Genomic DNA, 23,514 nt, shown 5'->3' on the forward strand with positions numbered 1-23,514 from the left:
ATTTGCAGATTTTATGCAGGAGAATTTAATCAATTACACAAAAGAGGCCTTTCGGTCGGCTTTTGAATCGGAGCCGGAACGAATTTTTCTCGCTCCGGGAAGAATCAATATCATTGGAGAACACGTCGATTACAGCGACGGATTTGTGCTTCCGGCTGCCATTGATAAGAATATTTGCTTTGCCGTAAAAAAAACGGATGATTCTACAATCTCTTTTTTTGCCAAAGATTTTAACGATTCTTTTAGTTTTGATGTTAATGAAAAACAGTTTCCGGTTTCGCAGACCTGGGTCAATTATTTGTTGGGCGTTTTTAATGTCATTCAAGAGTCAGGGAAAGCAGTCGGAGGTTTGCAGATTGCTTTCAGCAGTACAATTCCGATGGGTTCAGGTTTATCATCATCGGCAGCTTTGGAATGTGGATTTGCTTATATTCTCAACGAAATTTTCGATTTACATTTAAATAAAAAAGAAATAGCGGTCATTGGTCAGAAATCCGAACATACCTTTGTAGGCGTAAAATGCGGAATTATGGACCAATTTTCGTCAGTTTTCGGAAAAGAGCATAAAGTGATTATGCTTGATTGCAATTCTTTGGAGCATCAGTATTTTGAAGCTAATATTGACGGTTACAGCTTGGTTCTTTTCGACAGTTGCGTAAAACATACTCATCTAACTTCCGGTTACAACGATAGAAGAAGAGATGTTGACAACGGCAAAAAAATATTGTGGGAAAAATTTCCTGAGGTACAGAAATTCAGGGATTTCAGTTTTGAGATGCTGGATGAAGTAAGAGCAGAAATGGGAGAGACGTCTTATAAAAGATGCTTTTACCTTCTTAAGGAAATCAAAAGAGTGGAAAAAGCCGCAAAAGCTTTGTCAGAAGGTGATGTAGAATATCTTGGTCAACTTTTGAACGAAACCCATTCCGGACTTTCGACAGAATTTGAAGTAAGCTGTGATGAGCTCGACTTTATGGTTGAAAAAACTTTAAAGGAGGAAGGCGTTTTAGGAGCAAGAATTATGGGTGGCGGTTTTGGCGGCTGCAGTATTAACCTTATTAAAGATGAAAATGTTGATGAAGTTATTGACCATATCAGTGCTCAATATAAACAGGCTTACAACATCGAAATGAAAGTCTACAGAGTAAAAATATCGGACGGAATTAATGAATACCTTAGAAATGAAATCGTCATTTAATCAAAAAAATCATCCTCACAGAAGATATAATCCGCTTTTGGACGAGTGGATTCTGGTTTCTCCGCAACGGGCGAATCGACCTTGGCAGGGACAAACAGAAAAAACATCAGAAGAACAGCTTCCGGCTCATGATCCGAATTGTTATTTGTGTTCAGGAAATTTTCGTGTAAACGGCGAGAAAAACCCTGATTATAAAGGTGTTTACGTTTTTGATAACGATTTCGGTTCTCTGATGAAAGAGAATGTTGAATTTTCTGAGGAAAGTTCTGATTTTTTTTCATTAAAACCTGAAAGAGGGATCAATCGTGTCATTTGCTTTTCGGAAAATCACAGTCTAACACTACCTGAAATGGAAGTTGATGACATCAAAAAAGTCGTTGATGTTTGGCAACAGCAATATGAAGAATTGGGAGGATTAGATTATATCAACCACGTTCAGATCTTTGAGAATAAAGGTCAGGTGATGGGTTGCAGCAATCCGCATCCGCACGGTCAGATCTGGGCACAATCTTCAATTCCATCTATTGTGTCGAAAGCACAGGAAAATCTTAAAAATTATTTTGATAAAAACGGAACTTCTCTTTTGGAAGATTATGTAAAAAAAGAGCTGGAAATCAACGAACGAATTGCTCTTGAAAATGAGGATTTTGTTACATTAGTTCCTTTCTGGGCAGTCTGGCCTTACGAAACGATGATCGTGAGCAAAAGAAAGATTGAAAACCTAATTGAGTTTTCTGAAGAAGAAAAGCATTCTTTGGCATCAATAATAAAAGATATAACCACGAAATACGATAATCTTTTTGAGATTTCCTTCCCGTATTCAGCCGGAATCCATCAGTCGCCAACCGATGGAAAACCTCATCCTGAATGGCATTTTCATATGCATTTTTATCCGCCATTGCTGAGAAGTGCAGAAGTGAAAAAATTCATGGTTGGCTATGAAATGCTTGCTGAAGCTCAACGGGATATTACGCCGGAGCAGAGTGCAGAGATTTTGAAGCGTCTACCTATATTTCATTATAAAAACAGATAATTCTTATCATTTATATTATTATATTAGATCGTTATACATGATGGTCACTTTGACACAAAACTGAAATTTTGACAGTATGTATGAAAAAAAATCATGTTTTTTGAATTGGTATTTTTTTTGAATCTGATTTTTCAAACAGCTGGCCAGCTGAGATTTAAGTAATAAATTGTTTAACTTTAAAAAAGCATTATTATGAATCTTATTAAGAAAAATTGGAGCAACATGCCAGGAGTTCCAAATCTTTTTGATGATTTTTTTAATCGTGAACTTTTTAATTGGGGGAACAATAATTATTCGTCTACAAGCACTACTGTTCCTTCAGTCAATATTGTAGAAAATGCCGATACTTACCAGGTACAGGTAGCGGCTCCGGGTATGGAGAAGAATGATTTTGAAATTAAACTTGATGGACAGCTTCTGACTATTTCTTCCTCTAAACAGGATAGTAACGAAAGCCAGGATGGAAATTATACCCGACGGGAATTCAGTTATCAGTCATTCCAGAGAAGTTTTGAATTGCCAAAAGATGTTGTCGATCAGGAAAATATTCAAGCCAAATATGAAAATGGTTTATTGATGTTGACCATTCCTAAAAAGGAAGAGGCCAAACAAAAACCTCCAAGGCTAATTGAAATAAATTAATTGTCTTAGATCCTATCGAAAAACAAGCCTCAATGTGGGGCTTGTTTTCATAAAATCATAAAGTATATTTATTGTACTTTTCATTCTGCATGATTTTACTAACTGATCAAACTTCATTAAAGCAGCAACTTGCTGCTTACCTAGTAAGACTGAATAAATATTAAATGCTAACGCGATAATATGAAAATATGCTTTGGACAGTATGTGTTTTATGTATGACAACGTTGGGATTGATGTTTTTGCTGAAAAAGCTGAATCAGCCCTACCTTATTGCCTATATTATTGCGGGGATATTACTTGGTCCTCATGTATTGAAGCTTTTTACCCAGCCTGAAGAAATAGAAGTGGTTGGAGAAATCGGCATATTGCTGCTTATGTTTTTTATAGGGATGGAAATCAATATTCCTAATAAAAAAAGCTTAATTATTAAACCATTACTAGCACAAAGTATAAAAATAGTTTTAAGCTTACTTTTTGCCTATTTTATTGGAAAGTTTCTTAGTCTTGATTATAAAAGTATTGTGCTCATTGCGATGCTTTTTACATTTAATAGTACTGCCGTTGTCGTTGAATTTTTAAAGAAGCACGGTACAATACATACGGCATTCGGAATTGTTATTTTGAATATTTTGCTGTTGCAGGATCTCCTTCTGGCACCGGCTTTGACAGTTCTGAAGTTTTGGAATGGTGAAAAATATAATTTTTTTAGCTTTATATTACCCTTGGCTGTATGCTTGGCTATTTTCTTTATTTTCAGAAAGATCAGACATATCAGGGAAATTAATTTTTCATATTCTTTTTTAGAGAATGATCATGATTTACAGGTTTTTTTGGGGCTTTTTATTTGTCTCGGATTCGGCGTTTTAGCGGAGGCTATCGGTATGAGTGCTGCATTGGGAAGCTTTATTGCCGGTGTTTTGGTGGGAAAGATGAAAGCTTTTCACTGGCTTGAGCATTCTTTACTGCCTTTTAAGGTTTTCTTTGTTTCATTATTCTTTGTATCCATTGGTCTTCGTATGGATATTCCTTATCTTATATCCAATTATAAACTTATTGTTTTAGGTACGATAGTGGTGCTGATCAGTAACAGTATTATGTCTGCTGTTTTTTTCAGGCTTTTAAACTTTAAATGGAAGGATAGTCTTTACGGGGGTGCATTACTTTCGCAAACGGGAGAGTTTGGAATTCTTGCCTTATCTATTGCCTATAAAACAAATATTGTTGAATATGAGCTTTATAAAGCCGGACTGGGAATTACCTGTTTATCTCTGCTTTTTTCCACTATATGGATCAGTATCGGAACAATTTTTAAAGGGCATAAGAACATTATTAATAAAGATAATGTGGGCGCACATTTTAAGCATCATTAGTTTACTTATAAAAATTGTTCCTGTCATAAATACTGATCGTATAAAAGTTTTAAATATTTACCGAAGCTTCACCCGAAGCAATTGTATAGGCTTCTTTCAGTATCTCCGAATAAGTAGGATGGGCATAGCAGATTGAGGCCATATCTTTTGCCGTAATTTCAAATTCCAAACCGATAACTGCTTGGGCTATTAAATCGGCAGCTCTTGCACCTATTATATGCACTCCTAAAAGTTCGCCATATTTGGGGTCAGAAAGTACTTTTACAAAGCCATCCGTTTCCATTCCCGCTCTGGCTCTGGCATTCACTGCGAACGGAAATTTACCGACATTATATTCTAATCCACGCTTTTTTAATTCTTCTTCTGTTGCCCCTATTGAAGCGACTTCCGGCCAGGTGTAAACTACTGACGGAATACGGTCATAGTCAATATGTGATTTTTGACCATCAATTTTCTCGACAACAAATACAGCTTCTTCTTCTGCTTTGTGAGCAAGCATAGCTCCGCCAATAACATCACCAATTGCAAAAATATTTGAGGCTGTTGTCTGGAGTTGGTCATCCACCTTGATCGTTCCATTAGCATTTAATTCTACATTGGTGTTTTCTAAGCCCAGGCCGATCACATACGGCTTTCTGCCCACAGCAACTAAAATATAATCGGCGGTAAGCTCCTGTTCGATGCCTTGTTTATTTTTAAAATAGACTTTAGCTTTGTCACCATGATTCTCTGCTTTGTAAACGGCTTCCTGAAGTTTTATTTCTACCCCTTCTTTAGTTAAAATTTTAGCCAGAGTACTCCCTAATTCCTGATCCATATTGGCAATCAGATTATCGGCATATTCCAAAATAGTTACCTTGGTACCGATCCTGTTGAAAATTGAAGCCATTTCCACACTAATCACACCTCCGCCAATGATTACAATACTCTCAGGTTTTTCTTTCATAGCCAGCGCTTCTGTAGAAGTAATGATTCTTTTTTTATCGATGGTAACTCCCGGAATGGTTGCCGGTTTTGATCCTGTAGCAATAATAAACTTCTTTGATTTTATAACAGTCTCTGTTTGATCAGCGTGTGAGATTTTTAAAGATTCATTGTTAAGAAAGGAGCCGGAGCCTTGTAAAACTTTAATCTTGTTCTTTCTCATCAAAAAATCCAGGCCTTGTGTATTTTTAGTTACCACATCAGATTTGCGCTTGAAGACCTGTTCAAAATTGAGCCGGATATCTGAAAATTCTATACCATGATTTTGAAAACTTTTAACAGCATCTGAATAATGATGAGTACTGTCCAATAGTGCTTTGGTAGGTATGCACCCAACGTTGGTACAAGTACCACCCAAGGTACTGTATTTTTCTACTAAAGCGGTTTTATATCCCAGTTGGGCACTTTTTATTGCTGCCACATATCCTCCCGGACCTGATCCAATAATGGTAATATCAAATTCTTCCATTTTACTCTTTTCTTTTTTTAATATCATTAATAAAATAAACCGATCGGTCTAATTTATAGCAAAATTAAATAAAAAAATAAAACAATCGGTCTTTTTTTTATTCAATTTTGAATTACAAATAGAAGAGAATATCTAATAATACTGAACTGGTTATATAGCAAAATGTTATAAAGTGTATCAGGCATTCTTTCCTAAATACAAAGTTAAGCCTTGCAAAGAAGAGAAAGCTAGAGTTATAGTAACAGTAGTATTAATTTTCATTCAGATTCCGGATCTGTTTATTGGAGAATTCAATAGCAGCTTTTAAGTATTTCTCTACCGTTGCAAGTTCCGTTTCAGTAAAGTCATTATACAGTTGTTTAAGATCCTCCTGCATCGTCATAAAAGCTGGTCCGATACGTTTGAATGCTTCTTCTTGGTCTAGGACTACTAAGACTTTTCTTCTGTCATCAGTCTGACGCTCACGTTTCACCAATTTGCTTTTTTCAAGTCTGTCAATCATTGCGGTTACCGCTCCGGTGGTAATGCCACTTAATTCAGCAAGCTGTCCGGCAGTCATAGAACCGTGCTGAAGAAGTAAGTCTATATATTTATGATCTGTACCAACAAGGCCGGCCTTTTGTGCAATTGCCTGATGCATGAGTACTGTAACCGTAGAGAATTCTCTGGTCAGGTTGTTAATAGTTGTCAGGTTTTCAATTTGTTCTTTTTTTTTTTTGCTGTTCATAAAAATAATTTATCTTTGTCATTAAGATACTTAATGATGTTAATAATTTGCTTTACGGTAAAGATACTTATAAATACTCTATTATATAAAACCAAAAATATTAATAAATGGAAATGACCAATACAACTTCACGAGCTAATAATTGGCTGTATATCGCTACTGCACTTTATTTTGTGATGAACGGAGCGCAATTGTGGGAAACTGCAATTATGGTTCCTGCATGGACGGCGGGACCACCTGCATCCTTATTTTTCTTTAAGACCGCTTATGGCTTAGATTTCAAGTTTTTTTGGATAATAGTTCATTCCATTCATGAGATCTTTCTGCTATTAGCTCTTCTTTTTAATTGGCGTTTCAAACAGAGACGAAACGCTATGTTATTTTTATTGCTTATCCATATAGGATTAAGAGTCTGGACTTTACAGTATTTCGTACCTACTTTGATGTCATTTATGGCCATGAAAGTCAGACCGGTTGTAGAGCCCGGCTTATTGAAAGAAGCAATAGCTTGGAAAAACCTCAATTATGTACGTGTTGGGTTATATATATTGGTAAATATAGGGTATGTATATATTTCAAAACTTAAAACGGATGATGGATCTAAAAAAAATGTATCATGAATAATAAGAAAGTAATGATTGTTGGAGCCGGAATTGCCGGTCCGGCATTAGCAATTGAACTGCTTAAAAGAGGAGCTTGGGTAACAATTATTGAAGTCCGTTCCAGGGAAGAAATGACAGAGGGGCTGTTCTTAGGAATATCACCGAATGGATTGAATGTCCTTACTGATCTTATTGACATCTCCAGGATCTATGATGAATATGTTCCCGGAACACTTCATTTTTACAATTCGAAAGCAAAACAGATTGCCGAATTAGATGTCTCCTATCAAAAGGATGCTTATGGAATAGCCAGTATCCAGGTGAAGAGATCGGCAATAAGTAATTTATTACATGAAAAGCTAATTGAATTAGGATGTTTTGTAGAATATGACTGTAAATTAGAGTCTATTGAGTACTTTGGAGAAAAGATAAATATAAAAACCAGTAAAGAAAACTATCAGGGTTATGATTGTCTGATAGGTGCAGATGGTATTCATTCAAAATGCAGAAAACTGCTCTTTCCGGGTTCACCGCAACCCACCTACACAAATATGTTATCTACAGGAGCAATTGTAAAAATTCCCAATCAGGCAACACCTTCAGAAGCTATAGAAATGATGTTTGGCAAACAGGCGTTTTTCGGATTTTCAACGACCAATACGGGAGAAACCTGGTGGTTTAACAATTATGATGCTGAACAGGAGCCACATCGCCCGGTTTCGGATGACGAGCCTCAACAACTCGAAATAAAAAGAGATCTTTTGGAGCTGCATGCTCAAGATCACAGAAAAATCAGTGAGATTATTACGGCAAGTAATGATTTATTTGCTTATCCTATCTTTGATATGCCTGTGCTGGAAAGATGGTACGCTGGAAGAGTTTGCTTAATAGGGGATGCTGCCCATGCTATTTCACCACATACCGGTCAGGGAGCTTCACTGGCTTTAGAAGATGGTGCGGTGTTGGCAAAGTGCTTAATCAAATATGATGACCCTGAACTTGCTTTTTCCCGATTTCAGCAATTAAGATCTGGCAGAGTAGCAAAAATTATTGCGCAGGCAAGAAAAATCGGTAAGGCAAAATCAAAGCCTAATTGGATAATCAATTTATTCAGAGACAGGATGTTAAAATATTTTATTAATATGGAAAAGAAGAAGATGCACTGGGTATATGGTTATGATGTAAACAAATTGGATGTATGATTTTGTTTTGTAGAAATAGAATAGAAGGATTTCATCATTTAAATCAAATTTCTTAGCCGCTAAAAGATTGTGAATGTTTGAAAATATAAGAATGTATGAAAAACTTTATCATCTCATAAATCTGTGTAATTTTATGAAAAAAATTTCATTATATCTGAAATTTCTATGTTATGAAAAGTATGCCTCCCTTTAACAATCAGGATTTTAAATTGCATAATGAAAAATAACATCCATTTACTTGACGAATATATAGTAATTCATGGAAAAGGAAAATAAACTGAAAGAACTTGCGCGTATTTTCCTAAAGTTAGGGATTACAGCTTTTGGAGGACCTGCTGCTCATATTGCCATGATGAGGCAGGAAGTCGTAATAAAGCGTCAATGGATGACCGAGGAACATTTTCTGGATATGATAGGAGCAACCAATTTAATACCCGGACCTAACAGTACAGAGATGGCAATCCATATCGGGCAAGACAGAGCGGGTTGGAAAGGACTTATTGTAGCGGGATTATGCTTTATAGGTCCCGCAGTTCTCATCACTTTATTTTTTGCATGGCTGTATAAAGAATATGGACAGCTTCCGGAAGTTCAGCCTTTTGTTTATGGGATAAAACCTGCGATTATATCGGTTATTTTAGCAGCCATTTATCCTTTGGGCAAGAAATCACTGAAAACGTTGCAGCTCTGGTTTATTGGTGTAAGTGTTCTGATTTTATCTTTATTGGGGATTAATGAGATTTTTCTCTTATTTGGAGCAGGTCTGTTAGCTATATTATTGTATTTTATCAATAAGCGGAGTGAAGTTCATTCCTTTATTCCGGCGGTATTATTACAAATTCCGGATTCAGGTTTTCTATCATCTAAAAATTTTCATCTTTTTCTGGTTTTCCTTAAAATTGGTGCTATTCTGTACGGAAGCGGCTACGTTTTGTTTGCTTTTTTAGATGCTGAATTGGTATCAACAGGTTTGCTAACACGCCAACAACTGATAGATGCTATTGCAGTGGGACAATTTACACCAGGTCCGGTCTTTTCTTCAGTTACTTTTATAGGCTTTCAAATTAACGGTTTTTCAGGCGCTGTATTTTCCACCATTGCTATTTTCCTGCCTTCATTTGTATTCGTGGCAATACTTCATCCGTTGATGAAACGAGTCCGCAATTCAAAAATTTTATCCACATTTTTAGATGCAATAAATGTTGCTTCAGTAGCTATTATTGTAGCTGTGTGTTATGAAATGGCAAAAGACAGCATTGCAGATTGGCGTACTGTAGCCATTGCAATTGTCAGTCTGATTTTTGTATTCCGGTTTACTAAAGTTAACAGTGCTTTTGTGGTGTTAGGAGGTGCTCTATTAGGTTTTATACTTTTCAGGATTTGAAACCCGGAAAAAATGGAAAAATATTCTTCTGTCTTTTATCGAAAATAAGACTAGTTTTAAATAATACATGAATCTGATAAATCATAAATTCATTAAAATATCATGAGGGTAAATTTTTGAAATTTCAGTAAAACTAAAATATATTAATATTTTTTAAAACTTGCTATGGTGAATTAATTAAAATAATTTGTATTTTTATAAGACAAACCAAATATTAATAAGCATTTATATGAAAATTTACTTTGTTTTAAATCCCATTTTTCATTCTCATACTGGCTAAGAACAGTATATAAGCAATCAACAGCAATTGGAAGATTCCCGCCAAAGAAAAGTTAGCTCAAGTTTGAACATAGAATATTAGTACTGTGATTATCCCTCTGTAGAGTGTTATGCAATTAAAAATTTCAGATTAAAATTCTTTTGTTCAATTTTCAGAGTATAGCAAACATTATCTTAGTACTTTAAATAGTGGTATAGAAAATGGCAATGTAGTGTATTTCTTCGTCCTTGTTGATTTTATAATTTATTTCTTGATTAAATTTGGATAAGATGTTATGTACATACAAATTATACGATTTAAAAAAATAATACTGATATGTTTTGTGTTGGTTTCTGCAAATATCTTTTGTCAGAGTGTTAGCCTGCAACAATGTATCAATAATGCAATAAAAAATAATACTGCGATTAAATTGGCAGAGCAATCTTTGGAAACCCGGGAAAAGCTTGTGAAATCCAATAAAAATAATAATTTACCAAAGGTAGATTTACTTGGAGGCTACAATTATATCGGGGAACCTATTAAAATTAATCTTCAACAGGTAAAAGGAGGAATTGTAGAGGGATCGGCAAAACAAAGTGTATCTTCTGCCAATACTTTTTATCAGCAGATAACAGGAAATCCGCTTCCACAAACTGTACAGGATGTAATTTACCAGACCTCCAAAGATATTATCAATGCGGTGTATCCCAATTATAATCCGGCAATTGCAAAACAAAGTTATTTTTTAGCCGGTATTTTGGTCAAACAGCCTATTTATCTGGGCGGAAAACTGAATGCTGCACAAAAGCTTTCAGAACAGCAGGTGGAAAGCGGAAAAGCTAATCTTAAATCTTCAAAAGATCTCATAACTTATAATATCATATTACAATATATTCAGATCATGTATCTCAATTCGATGATTGAAAAGCAGCAAAAAAGTGTTGCATCCCTTCATCAAAATGAAAAATATGCTGAAAATCTCTTAAAATCAGAAATCATTCCTCCTTATTTGAAAAATTGGGCAGATATTGCTAAGAAACAAGGAGAAACCAATCTTAAAAATCTGAATCTTGAAAAGGAAAATGCATTGCTTACTCTTAAAGATTTAATGGGAGTTTCATTAGATGAACCCTTGGAAATTACTGAAAAGCTAACCGAAAATACCGAACTTCCGACATTTTCCAATTCAGAAAATAATGCAGATATCAAACTTCTTCAAAGCAAAAAAACGGAAGCAGAAACAGGTCTTATGATCACCAAATCTCTTTCAAAGCCGAATATTTTTGCCATTGGCAACTATCAGTTTTTCAGAAAGGACCTTCCATTGATTACGCCTCCCTGGCTGGTCGGGATAGAAATGCAGTGGACACTCTTTGATCCCGAAAGGAGATCCCGAAATCAGGCATCAGAATCGATTATAAAAGAAGCTGATATATTAATAGAACAGAAACAGAAAGCTGTAAATCTTGCAACCAGAGTAGCACAGAATAAGCTTATCAGTCTGAAAGAACAGAGTGAAACTTTTGATGAATCGAGGAAACAGTCTTATACAACTACTGAAATGGTAAGAAAACGATTGGAAAACAGTCTTGCTTCTGTGAAGGACGTTAATGATGTACTTCAATTGCAGTATGAAACCGAAAAATTGTATTACACTTCACTGGTTGCTTATCAGACAGCGTTGGCAACTTATTTTTTTATTACCGGAAACCCCGAAAACATAATCAATTATATTCCATAAAATCAGAACAAGATGAAGAACTTTATAAAAAATTATTGGGCGATTTTTATTCCTTTGATTGTTTTGACTGTTGCGGTTATATACCTTCTTAGAAATACATCTTCACAGGTTGATAAGGATGCCGTTATAGGGATGGTTGATGCGGAATTTGTAGATGTTTCTGCTTCATTACCCGGAAGAGTGGTCGAATTGCTGGTAAAACAGGATGATGAGGTAAAAGAAGGACAGATTGTTGCCCAAATGAAAACTTCAGAGATAGAAACCATTCAGTCGCAGGTTTCTGAAGCGGTAACTATTGCTCAAAATCAGCTGAACAAAGTTGATCGAGGTGTGGAGCCTGAGGTTTTGGCTTCGGCAAAGAATCTTCAGCAAATTGCACAGCAGCAAATGGATTTAATGAATAAAACCTATTCGCGTTTCCAGAATCTTTATTCTGAGGGCGTGGTTTCGGGACAGGAAAGAGATATTGTTTATTTTAAATTTAAAGCGGCCCAAAAAGAGCTTGAAACAGCAAAACTGAATGTACAATTGCTTGAGCGAGGAAGTAATGATGAGCTTAAAAATTCTGCAAAATCAATTCTGAATCAGGCAAAAGATGCGGAGAAACTTACCGAACAAATTAAGGATAATGCTTCTATAAAAGCTCCTGCTTCAGGAAAGATTTCCACCGTTATTTCGAACAAAGGCGAAATGGTAAATGCAGGATATCCTATGATGACCATTCAGAAGGATAATTCCTATTTTGTAAAATTCAATCTCCGCCAAAGTCAGATGAATAAAATAGATAAAGGAACATCTGTCACAATGAAAATCCCTGGTTGTACGCCGGAAGAAGTGAAGGGTGTTGTATCAGAACTGGCTCCTGCATTGGGATATGCAGATTGGGTGCCCGAAAAACAGAACGGAGAATTTGAACTGAGAACATTCCAGATAAAAGTAAAACCTGAAAATCTGCATTCAATTAAAGGACTTCGTCCCGGTATGACTGCACAACTGATTTTACCATAATATTATTTTTAATTTAAGTTGAAAGCCATTAGTCAAATCATGCTGCGAGAATGGAAGCGAATTTTTTCGATTCCTAATTTTTATGTGGTTTTACTGGTGATTCCGCCTATTATTTTTCTTTTTTACGGTTTTATTTATCAGAAACAGTTTGCAAAGGAACTTCCAATGGCAGTTTGGGATGAAGATCGCTCTTCAGTTTCCAGAATGCTTACCGATATGATGGAGCAAAATGAGTATATACATTTTACCCATACAGCTTTCAGTAATTCAGAAATCGAAAGTCTGATGAAAAAAGGTGAAATTTTTGGGGCGGTCCATTTCCCGAAAAATATGGAAGCGGATGTAAAGAAAGATCATCAATCCAATATTACGCTGTATACGAATGGTGCCTATCTTGTTCCTGCGAAGATGATCTATAAAGGAGCTGCGGAAGTCATCATCAAAGGAGGACTTGCTGTAGTTCTTCAAAAAGCGGAAAAACAGGGAATGCCTGCTGAAACAGCAAATACTTTGGTTCAGCCCATTAAATTAAATACAACAACTTTATATAATCCTGATTTTAACTATCAAATGTATCTTACACCGGGTTTGATAACCGTAGGTTTGCAAATGGCTTTAATCGTGGCGTCTGTTCTCATCCTGAATTTGGAGTTTAAAAGAAGTACAATTGATGAACTTTTGAAAATTTCAACCTCTTCTTCAGAGATTTTTATAGGAAAAATGTTTGCACATCTTTGCATTGCGTGGATTCTTTTTTTACTGGTTGCTTTTTTTGTGTTTCCTGTTTATCATTTAGAAAAACCCGGGACCTATTTTAATTTCTTCATCATGTATACTTTGATGTCTCTTGCATGCATCGGCATAGGGATGATGGTTTCTGCAATTTCAAATAATATGCTTTTGGTAACGGATATTGCACTGTTTTTTACTTCTCCGGCTTTTGTTTTTAGTGGGTTTACATTTCCAAGAACGGCAATGCCATGGTATGATCAGTTTTATGCAGAAATAATGCCTTACACACACTTTCTGGATGGATTTATTAAAGTTTATTTTATGAAACTTCCGATATCTTATGCAATGCCGGAAATTTATAAGCTTTTGCTATTTATTGGAGTTACTTTTTCAGTTGCAATTCTTTTTTTCCAAAATAAAGTGGATACTTATCTTAAAAATCAAAAGGTGTGAAAGAGATATTCCAAATCATAAAACGAGAAGCCCAAAACGTTTCAAAAGATTCAAGTCTGTTTATGATTTTACTTTTGGCGCCGATTATTTATGCCTTTATGTATGGAAGCATTTACCTGAACAAAGGAGAGGAGAAAGTGAAGTTAGCCTTGATTGATGCAGACGGAACAACTATATCAAGATTGTTGACAGATCAGCTTAATTCTACTCCGATGATTGATATAATTCCTGTTTCCGATATTTCTGAGGCTAACGAAAAACTCTATAATGGAGAGGTTGAAGGGTATTTTTATATTCAGAAAGATATGGAAAAGTATATTCTTTCTCAAAAACAGGTCAATGTAAATCTTGTTTTGAATGCTTCACGATTTTTACCTTCTAGTGATCTATTAAGCGCAGTTACCAAAGTTTGTCTTACGGTGGGGGCAGGTGTAAGAAAAACGTATTTTAACAAACAAGGAATGAATGATGATCAGTCGATGAAAATGACCAATCCAATTAATATGGATTACCGTCCATTGTACAATTCAGGGATGACATATGGGGCTTTTTTATTACCGGGATTATTAGCCATAATTTTACAGCAGACTTTGTTGATAGGTGTTGCAGCTAGTTTTGCCTCCGAAAGAGAAGATAAAAAGCTTAGTGATCTTTATCAGCTTTCAGGACGCAATATTTCTAAATTACTTGTGGGAAAGAGCTTTTTATATTTCATTATTTTCATGATTTTCGGTTTGTTTTTTGCGACCATAAATTTTTCAGTCTTCGGGGTGGAAATAAGAGGGAATTATTTGGATTTATCTTTATTAATGGCTCTTTTTATAGCTACAATACTGGTTTTTGGGATGTTAATCGGGAGTTTTTTCAAATCTAAGCTTTTCACATTTCAGGTTATGGTTTTTTCGTCTTATCCGATATTTTTGATTACGGGATATTCCATGCCCTATCAGGCTTTACCTAAATTAGTACAAATTTTTTCAGATATGCTTCCAACAACACCTTTCCTGAAAGCGTATCTTTCGATAGTTCAAGCAGGAGGTAGTTTGGCAGACAATTTACCGTCAATACTTCACCTGACAGTTTTATTATTAATTTTTATGGTTTTATGTATGCTTAGATTTAAATTTATTATCAATTATAAATCAGGTAACTAATGTAGCGAGTGAGAGCTGTTTCTCCTGTGATATGCGGCTATAAAACCTGTTCCACTTGCCGAGTGCTCCATAGCCACTTAAATGAACAATTCTCTTCACCTTAGTCTCAAGAATAACTCTTTTGTAACTTTCTCCAATGATCTTATAATACTCGATCTGATCCTGCTGTTCATAATTAGGAAGAATCATACAATATACAGCATCTGCTTCCGAAAAGGATACTGCTAAAAATCCAATAGCAGCAGTTGTTTTTAGACGTTCAATCTCCATCTTTCTTTCAGGATTGCTGCTGATTAATGTTACTGTATGTCCTTGTTTGATTAATTCCTGGCTTAATAATGATCGCCCGATGTTCCCCAAAGAACCTGTAATTACTATTTTCATTCTTTTTATTTTTTACAGTTACAAAATTCTTAAGGATCGAAGCGGCAATTGTATCCAAATCTGTCTTCGTTGTACCCAAATTAACACAGATGTATTTAAAAAACAGATGTTATCTCAATAGATAGTCTAAATAATAAATTTTCAATGCATTATGAATTTTTTTTTTTAGAATAGCTGTATTTGTTTTTTATTCAAACCGATAATATTTTATTTATATAAATATTTATTGATGTATTATTCTTATTAATATTTTGTTTTTTTTAAATATATGGCAAATGTATTTTTTTCACTTTAAAAGGATTTATATTTATTTTTTTACGTTTGTTTTAGTTAAAATACAGAATATACTTTAAAATGAATTATATTTGTGAAATTTTTTAATCAAAATCGCTTATTGGTATTGTTTTTGACAAATGTTGTTTATTTAAAATTATTTTCTATTTTATGATTTTTATATATTTTAATATCATAATCTGTTTGTGAAATAATCAACATATTGTCAATATGCAAACGAATAAGATAATTATGAAAAAATATTATAATTATTGGAGTATGTGATTAAATAAATTAATTAAAACATGAAAAATATTAAAAATACTATATAAATAGAGGTGTAAATATTTATACTCTTTCAAGTTTCTATTAATTTAAACACAATTTTATGAAGTACACAGGTACATTAATTCTTACTTTTCTAATGTTCATGAAAATGTTTTCTCAAGTGGGAATTAATACAGCGACACCTAAATCTACGTTAGATGTGAACGGAGATTTAGCATTAAGAAAAGCACTAAGTGTGGGAGGAACGGATGTTGTAAATGGTGATAAAGGCAGTGTGGATCAGGTTTTAGTTTCGAAGGGAGCCGGACAGCCTCCGGTTTGGAGATATGCAAATATTCCTTTTATGGAAAATTCTCAGTATAAGTTAATAAATACTTATCTGAAAACAGATCAAACAGGCATTACAACTTTGTCAAATAGCGTAGCTGCTTCTTCTCCCGTAACGAGTAATCTGAATGAAGATTTTGATCCGGCAAAATGGGTTAAAATAACTGGCTTGAGTATTCCGGTGGAAATTAAGGCATCTCAGAATAAGATAACGTATCAGGTGCAGTCAGGGGCTGAATTAGTAAATAAAGTAGCTGGTGCAGGTTCTTCTGTAAATTTTATTTGCGGTATTTTTAAGAATGATAAGCTTGTTGCATTAAGACCTGATGGTATTACAGCAATTGATACTGCACCAACGCAGAGTATTTTTACATTAAATTATACAGAGGAAAATGTTCCCATAGGTAATTATACAGTGGATGTTGCTTGTAGAAAGATTTCTTCCTCGGATGTAGCAAACAACTATTTTAGAATTGGTGTTAATATTCCTACTTATGGTCCCACGCCAATTTTGACTAATAATTCCTCAAATGCTTTTAGCTTGAGATCTTTACTTAAAATCGATATTGCAGAACTTGTTACCTATACCAATTAGAATCATGAAAAAAACATTAATATTTTCAATTACTCTGATCTCAACTTTATTATGTGCACAGGGCAATGTCGGGGTGGCTACAACAAACCCTAGAAACAATCTCGATGTAAATGGAGACATCAATATAGGGAACAAATTATTTTTAGATAATGGTACGGGTACACTTGTTCCCGGAAGTGTAGGACAGGTTCTGGTTTCTAGAGGACCAAATACTTCACCAACATGGAAGACATTCAGAATTCCGGAATATTTAACAAATAAATATTATCTTATATTTAACGATTCTTTTAGGGATTTAAATACTTCAAATGCAACAAATCAAGGGCCTTCTGGTACAACCGGTCAGGGTATCACGTTCACGAATGCAGAAACGGCAACGACTATAGTACCTGCAACAGACTTCGCTCAGGATACACCGCTTACATCCTTAACGGTGGCTGGGAAAAATTTTAAAACAATATCAGGTTTGTCTCAAAATTTTACGGTTAATAGTACACAAAATAGTACTTATCTGCTCTTCGAAACTGTAGTACAGCAAAATAATGCAGGAGGGGACGGGTCTAATATTAAATTTGCATGCGGTATTTTTGTAGATGGATTGCTGAAAAGTATAAGAATCAATAAAGTTACTGCGAGCCCTAATAGTAGTACATTTATAACTCATACTCAAATTGGGGGTGTTGAAAATCTTGTACCAGGTACCCATTCAGTGAGTGTTGCTTGCTCCAGGCTAACGAATCCTGTGTCAGGATTAACTTTGGGTATTGGAGTGCCGGCAGCCGTATTAATAGGCAATTTAAATAATTTTATGACACAATCTTCTCTGAAAGTTGATGTTTATGAAATTCCACAGAATTTTTCACCAATAGTAAATCCATAAAAATGAAAAATATTTATATAATAGGAGTTTTCTTTGCTGCCATCTGTAATGGTCAAGTAGGTATTAATACCAATACTCCTGCAAAAACCCTTGATGTAAATGGTACATTAAATGTTAGAAAAGAAATTCGAACAGGAGGAACTCCCACTACGACGGGTGCTGAAGGAACTACAGGGCAGATATTTTCTGTAGCGGGTCCAACATCGGATACCTGGAAAACTTTTCAAATAGCCAATGGTACGGGAAGTTTATCATTATATTATTTGAATACGGTAAAGGATAATGTCGGAATAGAATTTACCAAATCTGGGAATTTAGGAATTTATACTATGGACGCTCCATATTCTGCTACTGATTGGTCTTACATACCTGGTATAACAGATAGTTTTGTAGTTACCCGTACAGATAATAAATCTAAGGCAATATTATCTTTTCAGACTACTGTTCAGATCGCCAGACGTACAGGTTTGTCCTGGACAACAGGTTCGGCAAGTTATGCATGTGGTATTTTCGTAGAAAAGGATGGTGCTCCCGGGGTTTTAAAGGCTGTACGAAATGATGTTGTCCGTGGTGTTCCGGGGAGTTATCGGATTTATAATTTAAATGTCACTTTGGATGCTTTGGCTGCCGGTTCATATGTTGTAAAAGCTGCCTGTACGAATAGAAATTTAGGCTCAGGAAGTAATGAAGCTAATTTAGGAATAGGAAGGGCTGTTGATACATCCAATTTGAATAGTGAAATGTCACAATCTACATTAACAACGTCTATGCTTCAGACTTACTAGTTTTCGTTTATAATTATTGAAAAGAAACATATAAAATTTAAGCCTGAAAATTAATCATTTTCAGGTTTTTTATTAGTGTAAAATAGCTCCAAATGATATCTCAACAAAAAAAGTGACTGTCTAAGAAGACAGTCACTTTCTACGAAAAAAATTAATTTGATGAAAAGAAATTAATAGCCTGGATTTTGAGTGAATTCCTTGGAAACATCAAGAGTTGCCTGCGGAATAGGGAATATTCTTCTGTAGGGTTGAGTCGCAGGTTTTGCTGTTCCTGCAAGATCAAATTTTCCGAATCTGATCATTGCTTTTCTTCTGTACATTTCCCAATACAGCTCATATCCTGATTCCTTAAATAATGTATTGGCATCCAAAGAGGTAAGCGCAACACCTGGTGTATTATTCTTTAAAGCATCATTGGTTCTGCTTGTTCTTAATTTGTTCACATCTGCCAAAGCTGCAGTTACATTCCCGTTTCTGAAATAGGCTTCTGCTCTCATCATATAGATGGTTCCTAATCTGTACAAGGGTACATCCATTCCGCTGGTTCCGTTGTTTCCGTAACCAGGATCAAATTCAAACTTGAAGTTTCTTACCCCTCTGTTGATCTGAGCCTGTGTAAATACTGCTTCCGCAGGATTATCAAAATTAAGTTCAGGTGTGAAATCGGCAGCAAGGGTCGTATTTTTTTCTGTGAATAATTTATAAACTTTAATTCTTCCGTCAGCAGTCATATCAAAATTACCATTGGCAAGAATTTTCGGGCCATATTGTTGGCCAACCTGTAATCCTCTGTTGAAATGAAACCACGGTTTTCCTGTTCCTTCCACTTTGCTTGTTGATGGTACGCTTACATCGGTTCCGTCATTTCTGAACCATGTTCCGTCTTCATACTGATAAGTTCTTTGGAAACGCGGATCATCATGATTTCCGTTCCATGAATAATAGAATTCGGGAGTAATGCAGGAAGCGTTTGTTCCTCTGTTGTCCGGTGACGGTTTCTGGATTCTTTCCATCGACATATAGGCAAGATCATTGTCTGCGTTTCTAAGTGAATTTTTCTTCTGAACAATCGTGAAAATCAATTCTTTGCTATTGTCATTATTAATGTCAAAATTGTGGAAATAATTAGATTCTAAGCTGAAAAGCCCTCCATTAATTAGTAGATTGGAATATTGAATAACTTTATCCATATCTGTTCCGCCTACATTAATTGCTTGTTCTGTAAAATTGAACGTAGCAGCTGTCTTATTTTTTAGAACAGCTCTGTTCAGGTACATATCTGCCAATAAAGCATATGCTGCCTGTTTGGTAAATCTTCCGGCATGGGTATTTTGGGTTTTAATATCCGCTAAATTGGGAATAAGCCCTTCAACTTCAGTAATTAAAGCATCAATCGTAGTTTCTGCTTTCTTAATTTCGATAGGTGCATTCAGATTATCAGGATCCCTGTAAGGAGCCTGTCCGAACAAATCGATCGTTGTGTAGGTATAGTAAGCTAACAAACCTTTTGCCTCGGCTAAGAATAATGCTTTATTACTGATATTGCTTTGGTTGATGCTTCCGATAGCGGTTAAAGATTTGGTAATCCCTAATGTCAGTTGATTGAATGTTGTTTTTATCACATCATTATTAGGATCCCAGGTAAATTCGTGCATTGCTCTCCATTTTCCTCCGTCTCCCCAGTCGCTTCCTCTGGTTGGTAAGATGGCTTCATCCGTAGAGTATTCCTGTAAGGCGAATACACTTCCGTGATCTACGAATGTTCCGTCACCAAGCTGTCCGTAAGCGGCAGCTAAAGAAGCTTCAGGATCTGCAGCTACGGAACTCGGAACTTCGTCAAGCAACTTTTCATCCAAATTGGTACATCCCATTAGTGATATTACCGCTACCGATAGAACGATTTTATTAATATTTAAAAATGTTGATTTCATGATTTCTTTTAACTTAAAATTTAACAGTGGCTCCTAAAATGAAAGTTTTTGCAGAAGGATAGGTAGTGTAGTCAATTCCTAATGACTGGTTTCCTTCTACCTGTTTACTGGTGTCGACAAGCGGATCATAACCTGTATAGCTTGTAATTGTTAGTAAGTTCTGTGCACTTACATAAAGATTAATACTCTTTAAAAACTTCAGTTGGTTGATATCAAAAGTATAGCCTAGTCTTACGTTGTTCAGACGGATAAAGTCTGATTTCTCAAGATACAAAGAGGACAATTGCGGCTGATTGGTAAAGCTTGCTCCAGAATCGTAGAAGTTTTTCAAAACGTTTCGGTCTGAAGCCAGATTGTTGATATTTAAGTCCAACGCTGTATTATTGACCAGGTAACCTCCTGTCTGTCCGATAAAAGAGAAAGAAAAATCAAATTTCTTGTACTTCATATAAGAATTGATTCCGAAAGTAAATTTTGGAATGGGCCCCTCAAAGATCTTTTTGTCTTTTTGGCCAATCGTTCCGTCGCCGTCTACATCTTCATAAATATATTTACCGTTGGCATCAATTCCTAAATAATGATACATATAAAAAGACCCCGCCTGGTAACCGTTTTTATATACATTGGCGGTAACCCCGGAAAGTCCCGGTCCCGATACTGATCCTGAATAAATTTCTGAAACAGGAAGCCCTGTAATTTTATTATTTACTGTAGCTCCGTTTACATCAAGGTTCCAGGTGAAGTTTTCATTTTTGATAATTTCAGACCCGATAGAGAATTCAATACCTTTATTTTTAATTGTTCCGTCAGAATTTCTCCAGATCATAGGAGTTGGGCTTAATACTGGAGATGGAATACGCAGAATCGCGTCTTTTGTTGATTTATTATAATATTCCAGGGACCCGTATAATTTATTTTTCAGCAAGCTGAAATCCAATCCTATGTTTGATTGTTCTACCGTTTCCCATTTCAGATCCGGATAGGCTGTTCTGTTAATCAAAACCCCGTTGATAAGATTCAAATTATCATATAAATAATATCCTGCAGAAGCTGCCAATGAATAACTTGGTTTTGTAATCTTATTCTGAACCTCCTGGTTCCCGGTTTGGCCCCAACTTGCTCTTAATTTTAATTCATTAATGACCGGATTTCCTTTCAAAAAGTTCTCATTGGAAATCGTCCAGCCTACAGCAACTGACGGGAAATATCCGTATTTATTGTTGTCTCCGAAACGGGTAGAACCATCTGCTCTCAAAGAAGCCGTTAAGAAATATTTTTTGTCAAAGTTGTAGTTTACCCTTCCGAAATAGGACTGTAGTTCATTCTCCTGATCTGTCCCTGGCTGTGGAACAAAAACATCTCCGGAATATCCGGGATTAATTTCAGGTGGAATTCCGGCTCCCTGAGCCAAGAAGTTTCTTACGCCCCAATACGTAGCTGTTGCTTTGAATTTCTGATAGGAAAAACCTGCTAGCCAATTGAAATTATGTCTGCCGAAGCTGAAATCGTAAGTCAGGTAATGCTCTAAAAGAATATTATAGGCATCCAGATTGGCCTGGGAATAGATCCCTTTTGGGCTTCTGTCGGTAATATTCGGGAACATGGTTGTATTTCTTTCCGATAAACTTCTGTCGATCCCTAAATTGAATTTATAATTCAAGCCCGGTATAATTCTCAGCGTAGCTTCTGTATTTCCTAATACTCGGAAGGTGTTGGTTTTATCCTGATATACACTCAGTAAATACAACGGGTTGTAATGAGCGTTCATGTTGAAATTGGTATAATTTCCGTTTTCATCGTATACTGAACGGGTAGGATTGGCCATTAAAGCGTGGATAATCAACTGTCCATCAGATCCTGCAGTTCCTCCATTCGGAATTCCTGTTTCTTTGATATCACTCGCGGTAAGATTTACTTTAACTTTTAATCGCTTATCATCTAGGAAAGATTCTTCTGCATTGATGCGGGCTGTAGTTCTTTTGAAACTGCTGTTCAGTACAATACCATCTTGATCCATATGAGAAAGCGATGCAAAATAGCTTCCCGTATCTGTGGCTTTTGAAAATGAGACCGAATGATTAGAAGAAACAGCATTTCTGTAGATTTCATCCTGCCAGTCTGTATTTCCGCCATGATCGTAAGACTTGTCTATTCCTGCTGCTCTGTATTCATCTGCTGTTAACAGATCTAATTTTTTGATCACGGAAGAAAAACCTAAATAGGTATCATATGTAAATAAAGGTTCTCCTTTTTTTCCTCTTTTAGTCGTCACCAAAACAACCCCATTCGAACCTCTTGCTCCATAGATTGCGGCGGCAGAAGCGTCTTTCAAAACAGTGATTGATTCAATATCACTGGTATTTAAAAAATTCAGTGGATTTTTTGCGGCGGTATTTCCCAACCCAAAATCAGGGCTTGATGCGCTTACCGGATCATTATTCAACGGAACGCCGTCCACAACGAACAGAGGAGTACTCCCGCTTCGGATGGAGCCAATACCTCTGATGGAAACATTTACACCTGCTCCCGGTTCACCGCTCGTCTGTACAATACGTACACCCGCTACTTTTCCCTGCATCAAATTATCCACGGAAATATTCATTCCCTCTTTAAAATTAGCAGCTTTCAGCTGGCTGATAGCTCCTGTAACATCAGACTTTTTCTGAGAACCATATCCTACTAAAGTAACCTCTTCAATAGAAGTTGCTCCTTTTTTAGATTTCAGATTCACAGAAACTGAGCTTCCTGAAATTTTCAGGGTCTGTGTCGCATATCCCTCATAAGAAATAGATAAAGTCTGCCCGATATTGGCAGAAATCGTAAAGTTTCCTGATGCATCGGTAGTCGCAGTTTCTCCGGTTTCTACGACAGTAATTTTCGCGCCTTCTATGGCAGAACCTTCCTGATCTTTTACGATTCCGGTGATAGGTTCCTTAACCTGAAAAGAAATGGAGGAGTGTTTAGAAAATCCTTCTGCATGAGCCTGATTGGCAACCAGGAAAATCAAAGCAATCGGAATTAGCTTTTTAAATTTAAAAAAATTAATTTTGTGGTACATATCATTAAGTAAAGTAATTGTTACTATTGCTAGCT

19 protein-coding genes are annotated in these 23,514 nt (G+C 35.7%); 14 read left to right on the forward strand and 5 right to left on the reverse strand.

Going from position 1 to position 23,514, the window contains the following annotated elements; all coding sequences use genetic code 11:
- Positions 1 to 13: 13 nt before the first annotated feature.
- The 4 genes from galK to MKS83_RS01250 all read left to right on the forward strand — a co-directional run bounded on the left by galK (position 14) and on the right by MKS83_RS01250 (position 4,243).
- Positions 14 to 1,198 (forward strand): galactokinase, encoded by a 1,185-nt coding sequence (galK, locus tag MKS83_RS01235; protein ID WP_240581625.1) that lies wholly within the window; start codon positions 14 to 16, stop codon positions 1,196 to 1,198.
- Entirely contained in the window at positions 1,167 to 2,231 is a 1,065-nt protein-coding gene (locus tag MKS83_RS01240; protein ID WP_240581626.1) for a UDP-glucose--hexose-1-phosphate uridylyltransferase, read from the forward strand. Before galK ends, MKS83_RS01240 begins: the two co-directional genes overlap by 32 nt.
- A 192-nt stretch (positions 2,232 to 2,423) precedes the next feature.
- Complete coding sequence (locus MKS83_RS01245) at positions 2,424 to 2,873, forward strand: Hsp20/alpha crystallin family protein (RefSeq protein ID WP_100375323.1); 450 nt, start codon at positions 2,424 to 2,426, stop codon at positions 2,871 to 2,873.
- Positions 2,874 to 3,061: 188 nt separating this feature from the next.
- Positions 3,062 to 4,243 (forward strand): cation:proton antiporter, encoded by a 1,182-nt coding sequence (locus MKS83_RS01250; protein WP_240581627.1) that lies wholly within the window; start codon positions 3,062 to 3,064, stop codon positions 4,241 to 4,243.
- 49 nt (positions 4,244 to 4,292) lie between these two features.
- Here the strand turns inward: MKS83_RS01250 and lpdA are convergent, their stop codons facing one another.
- Both lpdA and MKS83_RS01260 read right to left on the reverse strand, forming a co-directional pair.
- Positions 4,293 to 5,696 carry a dihydrolipoyl dehydrogenase gene (gene lpdA, locus MKS83_RS01255; RefSeq protein WP_240581628.1) on the reverse strand — a complete coding sequence of 468 codons (1,404 nt, stop codon included), beginning with the start codon at positions 5,694 to 5,696 and terminating at the stop codon, positions 4,293 to 4,295.
- Positions 5,697 to 5,946: 250 nt separating this feature from the next.
- Positions 5,947 to 6,423 carry a MarR family winged helix-turn-helix transcriptional regulator gene (locus tag MKS83_RS01260; RefSeq protein WP_240581629.1) on the reverse strand — a complete coding sequence of 159 codons (477 nt, stop codon included), beginning with the start codon at positions 6,421 to 6,423 and terminating at the stop codon, positions 5,947 to 5,949.
- A gap of 107 nt (positions 6,424 to 6,530) precedes the next feature.
- Between MKS83_RS01260 and MKS83_RS01265 the strand changes: the two genes are divergently transcribed.
- The 7 genes from MKS83_RS01265 to MKS83_RS01295 all read left to right on the forward strand — a co-directional run bounded on the left by MKS83_RS01265 (position 6,531) and on the right by MKS83_RS01295 (position 14,958).
- Entirely contained in the window at positions 6,531 to 7,043 is a 513-nt protein-coding gene (locus tag MKS83_RS01265; RefSeq protein ID WP_240581630.1) for a transposase, read from the forward strand.
- Positions 7,040 to 8,227, forward strand: coding sequence for an FAD-dependent oxidoreductase (locus MKS83_RS01270; protein WP_240581631.1), 1,188 nt, complete (start codon positions 7,040 to 7,042; stop codon positions 8,225 to 8,227). Before MKS83_RS01265 ends, MKS83_RS01270 begins: the two co-directional genes overlap by 4 nt.
- Before the next feature lie 259 nt (positions 8,228 to 8,486).
- Positions 8,487 to 9,611: a chromate efflux transporter gene (chrA, locus tag MKS83_RS01275; RefSeq protein WP_240581632.1), complete on the forward strand. Its 1,125-nt coding sequence runs from the start codon at positions 8,487 to 8,489 to the stop codon at positions 9,609 to 9,611.
- Positions 9,612 to 10,165: 554 nt separating this feature from the next.
- Positions 10,166 to 11,611, forward strand: a complete 1,446-nt coding sequence (locus MKS83_RS01280; protein WP_240581633.1) for a TolC family protein — start codon at positions 10,166 to 10,168, stop codon at positions 11,609 to 11,611.
- A gap of 12 nt (positions 11,612 to 11,623) precedes the next feature.
- Positions 11,624 to 12,619: an HlyD family secretion protein gene (locus MKS83_RS01285; RefSeq protein WP_240581634.1), complete on the forward strand. Its 996-nt coding sequence runs from the start codon at positions 11,624 to 11,626 to the stop codon at positions 12,617 to 12,619.
- A 39-nt stretch (positions 12,620 to 12,658) separates the two neighbouring features.
- Positions 12,659 to 13,804: an ABC transporter permease gene (locus MKS83_RS01290; protein ID WP_240581635.1), complete on the forward strand. Its 1,146-nt coding sequence runs from the start codon at positions 12,659 to 12,661 to the stop codon at positions 13,802 to 13,804.
- Entirely contained in the window at positions 13,801 to 14,958 is a 1,158-nt protein-coding gene (locus MKS83_RS01295) for an ABC transporter permease (protein WP_240581636.1), read from the forward strand. Before MKS83_RS01290 ends, MKS83_RS01295 begins: the two co-directional genes overlap by 4 nt.
- On the opposite strand, the gene MKS83_RS01300 is transcribed toward MKS83_RS01295, so the two are convergent.
- The gene (locus MKS83_RS01300; RefSeq protein WP_240581637.1) at positions 14,947 to 15,342 is read right to left on the reverse strand and encodes an SDR family oxidoreductase; all 396 of its coding nucleotides are present in this window, start codon (positions 15,340 to 15,342) and stop codon (positions 14,947 to 14,949) included. The two genes, MKS83_RS01295 and MKS83_RS01300, sit on opposite strands and share 12 nt — an antisense overlap.
- Before the next feature lie 661 nt (positions 15,343 to 16,003).
- Between MKS83_RS01300 and MKS83_RS01305 the strand changes: the two genes are divergently transcribed.
- From MKS83_RS01305 to MKS83_RS01315, 3 genes are read left to right on the forward strand one after another with little or no spacing between them, the layout of a single operon-like run.
- Positions 16,004 to 16,825 carry a hypothetical protein gene (locus MKS83_RS01305; protein WP_240581638.1) on the forward strand — a complete coding sequence of 274 codons (822 nt, stop codon included), beginning with the start codon at positions 16,004 to 16,006 and terminating at the stop codon, positions 16,823 to 16,825.
- 4 nt (positions 16,826 to 16,829) lie between these two features.
- Positions 16,830 to 17,705 (forward strand): hypothetical protein, encoded by an 876-nt coding sequence (locus MKS83_RS01310; RefSeq protein ID WP_240581639.1) that lies wholly within the window; start codon positions 16,830 to 16,832, stop codon positions 17,703 to 17,705.
- 2 nt (positions 17,706 to 17,707) lie between these two features.
- A complete protein-coding gene (locus tag MKS83_RS01315) occupies positions 17,708 to 18,490 on the forward strand; it encodes a hypothetical protein (protein WP_240581640.1) in 783 nt (260 codons plus the stop codon).
- A gap of 170 nt (positions 18,491 to 18,660) precedes the next feature.
- Here the strand turns inward: MKS83_RS01315 and MKS83_RS01320 are convergent, their stop codons facing one another.
- Together MKS83_RS01320 and MKS83_RS01325 are read right to left on the reverse strand one after the other, a co-directional pair.
- Positions 18,661 to 20,421, reverse strand: a complete 1,761-nt coding sequence (locus MKS83_RS01320) for a RagB/SusD family nutrient uptake outer membrane protein (protein ID WP_240581641.1) — start codon at positions 20,419 to 20,421, stop codon at positions 18,661 to 18,663.
- 13 nt (positions 20,422 to 20,434) lie between these two features.
- A complete protein-coding gene (locus tag MKS83_RS01325) occupies positions 20,435 to 23,479 on the reverse strand; it encodes a SusC/RagA family TonB-linked outer membrane protein (RefSeq protein WP_240581642.1) in 3,045 nt (1,014 codons plus the stop codon).
- Positions 23,480 to 23,514: the final 35 nt, after the last annotated feature.

Source organism: Chryseobacterium sp. Y16C (assembly GCF_022488405.1).
GTDB lineage: Bacteria > Bacteroidota > Bacteroidia > Flavobacteriales > Weeksellaceae > Chryseobacterium > Chryseobacterium geocarposphaerae.